The organism is Mesorhizobium sp., assembly GCF_041661565.1.
Lineage (GTDB): Bacteria > Pseudomonadota > Alphaproteobacteria > Rhizobiales > Rhizobiaceae > Mesorhizobium.
Genome location: NZ_JBAZUD010000230.1, coordinates 1 through 4911, shown reverse-complemented (window position 1 = coordinate 4911; position 4911 = coordinate 1). Strand labels below are relative to the sequence as shown.

The 4911-nt window shown below is 64.8% G+C and carries 4 protein-coding genes; 2 read left to right on the top strand and 2 right to left on the bottom strand.

Annotated features, from left to right (window positions below):
* Positions 1-525 (top strand): EAL domain-containing protein (locus WC739_RS24590; RefSeq protein WP_372955593.1); only part of this gene is annotated, 525 nt, incomplete at its 5' end.
* Positions 526-569: 44 nt separating this feature from the next.
* Here WC739_RS24590 and recQ read toward each other — a convergent pair.
* Both recQ and WC739_RS24580 read right to left on the bottom strand, forming a co-directional pair.
* Positions 570-2408 carry a DNA helicase RecQ gene (gene recQ / locus WC739_RS24585; RefSeq protein ID WP_372955594.1) on the bottom strand — a complete coding sequence of 613 codons (1839 nt, stop codon included), beginning with the start codon at positions 2406-2408 and terminating at the stop codon, positions 570-572.
* 209 nt (positions 2409-2617) lie between these two features.
* A complete protein-coding gene (locus WC739_RS24580) occupies positions 2618-3061 on the bottom strand; it encodes a hypothetical protein (protein WP_372955592.1) in 444 nt (147 codons plus the stop codon).
* 216 nt (positions 3062-3277) lie between these two features.
* Here WC739_RS24580 and WC739_RS24575 point away from each other — a divergent pair, with 216 nt between their 5' ends.
* The gene (locus tag WC739_RS24575) at positions 3278-4699 is read left to right on the top strand and encodes a coniferyl aldehyde dehydrogenase (protein WP_372955591.1); all 1422 of its coding nucleotides are present in this window, start codon (positions 3278-3280) and stop codon (positions 4697-4699) included.
* Positions 4700-4911: the final 212 nt, after the last annotated feature.

Genomic DNA, 4911 nt, shown 5'->3' with positions numbered 1-4911 from the left:
GCCGTCTATGAACCGAAAGCGTGCATTCGGGCTTCTCTCGGCGCGGCGAGACGGTCGGGTTTCGATCCCAGGCGCCTGATGTTCGAATTCACCGAGGATGAGCGGATCGGCGATCCAAAGCATCTCGAAAACATCATCGCTACATACAAGAACATGGGTTTCATTACGGCGATCGATGATTTCGGCGCGGGCTATGCGGGGCTCAGCCTTTTGGCCATGCTGCAACCAGATATCATCAAGATCGATATGGCGCTGGTGCGCGGAATTGCCACTTCGGCGGCCAAGCAGGCGATCATCGCCAGCCTCGCCACGCTGGCGCGTGAGCTCAACATCGCGTTGCTGGCAGAGGGAATCGAGACGCAGGCCGAGCTTGAGATCATCAAGGCCGCTGGCATATTCCTTGGTCAGGGTTATTTTTTCGCCAAGCCGGAAGTCGAAAGCCTGCCGACCATCTCCATCTCCCGCCCGTGGACATCCAGCGCCGGCGCGTTTCAAGGTCCCCTGCGGGCTCACGCCGCGGCCTGAGCCGCCAGAGACAGCCGCCGGAACGATCCCAGAGAGCGAGCGCTTCAGGCGGACCCATCGGATCGATGCGCAGCGATCGCGGCGAGGAATGCCGCGCCGAACTCCTTGAGCTTGGCCGCTCCCACGCCATTGACTTCGGCGAACGCGTCGATGTCGCGCGGGCTACGCTCGGCCATGTCGATCAGCGTGCGATCGGAGAACACCACATAGGCCGGCACCTGCCGCTCCTTGGCGAGACGCAGCCGCAATGCCTTGAGCACCGCCAACAGCGACGCATCCAATCCTGCCACGCTTGCGAGAGCCTCCTGGCCGCGCATCTTGCGCAAGGCCCGGCCGCGCACTTCGACACGGTAGTGGAACGACACTTCGTCGCGGCCCAGCGCATGGCCCTTTTGCGAGATGGCGAGGCCGCCATGGCCGCCCGGATCCGGCTCCAGGAAACCGTTCGCTACGAGCTGGCGGATCAGCGACTGCCAGAAATCCTTCTTGTGCGCCACGCCGGACCCGAAGCCGGCGAGCTTCTGGTGGCCCCTTGCCAAAATTTTCTCGGTTTCATGGCCAAGCAGGATGTCGATGACATGGCCGGCGCCGAAACGTTCGCCGCTCTGGGCCATGGCCGCCAGGATGAGCCGCGCTTCCGCTCCGCCATCGGCGCGCGGCGCCTGGTCGAGGCAATTGTCGCAATTGCCGCAAGGTGACGCCTCCTCGCCGAAATAGCCAAGCAGCACCTGGCGGCGGCATTGCGCCGTCTCGCAATAGCCGATCAGCGTGTCGAGCCGGCTGTGCGAGCGCCTCTTGTGCTCGACCGCTGCGTCCTCGTCGTCGATGAACATCCGGCGCATGCGGATGTCGCCAAGCCCGAACAGCATGTGCGCCTCGGCTTCGCGCCCGTCGCGGCCGGCGCGGCCGATCTCCTGGTAGTAGGCCTCCAGGCTGCCCGGCATGTCGGTGTGGAAGACATAGGCAACGTCCGGTTTGTCGATGCCCATGCCGAAGGCGATAGTCGCCACCATGACGACGCCGGACAAGGTCATGAAGGCGTTCTGGTTGGCGTCACGCGCCTCCTTGCTCATGCCGGCATGATAGGCGAGCGCGGTCACGCCGTTCTTCTCGAGGAACGCCGCAATCTCCTCGGTCTTCTTGCGCGACAGGCAATAGACGATGCCGCTGCGGCCGGCGTGACGCTCGATGAAGTCCAGCAATTGACGCTTGCTGTCCTGCTTGGCCGAGATGCCAAGCTTGATGTTGGGCCGGTCGAACCCCAGCACCAGGGTTTCGACGCGCTCGGCGAACAGCCGGGCTTCGATGTCCCTGCGCGTGCTCTCGTCGGCCGTCGCCGTCAGCGCTATGATCGGCACACCCGGAAAGATGTCGCGCAGCCGCGACAGATCTTCATACTCACGCCGGAATGCCGGTCCCCATTGCGAGATGCAATGCGCCTCGTCGACGGCGATCAGGCTGACGTCGAGCCTGGCCAGCGCCTCGAGCATCCGCTCGGTCATCAGCCGCTCCGGCGCGAGGTAAAGCAGGCGCGTCTGGCCCGACGCCACACGCCGCCATGCTGCGACGTTCGCCTCGCGGTCGATCGAGGAGTTGATGGTGTCGGCGGCCACGCCTGCAAGGCGCAAGGCGGCGACCTGATCCTGCATCAGCGCCACCAGAGGCGAGACGACGATGGTCAGTCCGCCAAGGACCAGCGCCGGGACCTGGTAGCAGAGCGATTTGCCCGCGCCTGTCGGCATGACGGCCAGCACATGGCGCCCGGCCAGCAACGCCTCCATGGCCGCGGCCTGACCGGGACGAAAATCGTCAAAGCCGAACACGTCCTTCAGGACACGCCGCTTGGGATCCTCTGCCCGGATGCTCGCTGCCTGCGCCGGCATCAGGCAGATACCGGTGGGCAAGCGATTTTGCGTGGATCAAGGCGGATGGGCAAACCGGTCAAGCGACTCTCCGGGGATGGGCCCTTGGAGTAGCCCAGCGCTCAGGCGATCACAACGGCCCTTTCGATGTCGTCGTGGCCGACGCGTGGAAGGCATGCGGCTCACGGCTGCCTGGCATATCAATGGAACGTGGCGGCCCGACTACGGCATCACTCGCCGCTGCTGCCTTGCTCCAGTTCGTCATAATAGCGCTGAGCAACCTTGGCCTTGTCCGCCCGGGCCCTCTCCGACCGGCGACCGAATTCGGCTTTGAGGGTCTTGGACAACAGCAGGACGTATAGGCAGTATGCGGTGGCCGCCGCCACCAGCGGGGTAAACAGCCCGATCGGCGCCGAGCGGTCCGCCAGCATGAGAATTCCAACGGCGCCTGCCAACAGCGTGGAAAGAGCAGCCATGGCCGTAAGGAATATCTTCGCCGGCCATGACCCTTTCAGGAAGTAGTAGGCGCCGATAACATAGGCCACGCTGGAGATGCCACTCACGACACTGGGCTGCTGTCCAAGGACCAACAGGGCGACCTGCGCCAGGACGCCTACCACGCCGATTGCGACGAAAATGCCGGCCACCGCCTGCATGTGAAGCTTACCGTTCATTCCAACCCCCATTAGAACCCCTGATCCCAGCTCATTTCAGCATGCAACCAGGGATTGCGCAAGATCCGTCGGTCGTCTCGCTCGCGAGATCACAACATCTGCGTCGGGCGTGAATTCCTCGACGCCCGCGCCTCGCTTCCCCGGCGACATCATCACTGCCGCTGGATTCCTTCGCGCCGCGATATAAGCTTGCCCAGGCAGGACAGGAGAAACACGATGCTGCAGGTGAGACAGGATGCGCTGGCCGATCGGTTCCAGCTGCAGCGCGCGGCCTTCGCGGCACAGCCCTTTCCGGATATTGGCGTCCGAAAGGATCGCCTGAAACGCCTGCTGGCGCTCACAGAGCGGCATGAAGCCGACATCTGCGCGGCGATCGACGCCGACTTTGGCGGCCGATCGACCCATGAGACGCGCCTTGCGGAACTGTTTGTCGTGCGCGCCGGCATCCATCATGCGCTTTCCCACCTGAGGGGCTGGATGCGCGAACGCCGCGTCGCCACCACCATGCCATTCCTGCCGGGCCGCAATCGCCTGGTGCCGCAACCCCTCGGCGTGGTCGGCATCGTCTCGCCGTGGAATTACCCGTTCCAGCTCGCTGTCGCGCCCATCACCGCGGCACTTGCCGCCGGCAATCGCGTGCTGGTCAAACCATCCGAGCTGACCCCTGCTTTTTCGGCTTTGCTGGCGCGACTGGCCGGCGAACATTTCGCCCCGGACGAGCTCAGCGTCGTCACCGGCGATGCGGAGGTCGGAAAGGCCTTCGTGTCGATGCCTTTCGATCACCTGCTGTTCACCGGCTCGACGGCTGTAGGGCGCCAGGTCGCGATTGCCGCCGCCGCCAACCTGACCCCGGTCACGCTCGAGCTCGGCGGCAAGTCACCCGCGATCCTGGACCCATCCTGCGACCTCGACGCCGCCGCTTCCAGCATCGCCTATGGCAAACTGCTCAACGCCGGGCAGACCTGCATCGCGCCGGACTATCTTCTGGTGCCGAAGGGACAGGGCGGCATCGTCGCCGCCAAGCTGGCAACGGCGATCGCGCGACTCTACCCCAGCCTGCGCGACAATCCCGACTACACCGCCATCATCAGCGATCGCCATCACCAGCGCCTGCGCGACATGATCGCCGAAGCCCGCGATGCCGGCGCCGGTGTCACCGAGATCAACCCCGCCGGCGAAGAGCTCGGCGCGACGAGCCGAAAGGTGCTGCCGACCCTGGTCAGGAACGCCGACCCTGGCCTGCGGCTGATGCGCGAGGAGATCTTCGGCCCGGTGCTGCCGATCGTCGAATATGCCACGGTCGACGACGCGATCGGCCATGTGAACCGGTCGGAGCGGCCCCTGGCGCTCTATTGGTTCGGTCGGGACGCCGGCAATCGCCGCCGCATCTTGCAGGAGACGGTCGCCGGCGGCGTCACCATCAACGACTGCATGCTGCATCTGGTGCAGGAGAACCAGCCTTTCGGCGGCGTCGGCGCCAGCGGCATGGGCGCCTATCACGGCGAATGGGGGTTTCGAACCTTCAGCAAGGAAAAGCCGGTTTTCCTCCAGTCCCGGCTGAGCGCCGGAGGTCTTCTGCGCCCGCCTTACGGCAAGACGTTCGAGGGCGTGTTCAGCCTGCTCAGGCGCATCACCTGAGCACTGGCATCGCTCGGGTGTGACCCGCCTCCGCGACCATGGTGCTGCGCGTTAAGCCGATATTTACCATGATGCGGCACGCTGCATATCCTGCGGTGATGTCTCCAGTACCGTGGCGCCACAGCGCCCAGGCAACAACCCGCGCCTTTCGGGGCGCGGGTTTCTTTTCGGCAGTGACGGGGGATCAGCCGAGAAAATCGGCGCGGTGCGGC

Bases quoted from the DNA above. Each gene is read 5' to 3' on its own strand.
- recQ (WP_372955594.1), bottom strand. From the start codon at position 2,408: ATGCCGGCGCAGGCAGCGAGCATCCGGGCAGAGGATCCCAAGCGGCGT.
- WC739_RS24575 (WP_372955591.1), top strand. From the start codon at position 3,278: ATGCTGCAGGTGAGACAGGATGCGCTGGCCGATCGGTTCCAGCTGCAG.
- WC739_RS24580 (WP_372955592.1), bottom strand. From the start codon at position 3,061: ATGAACGGTAAGCTTCACATGCAGGCGGTGGCCGGCATTTTCGTCGCA.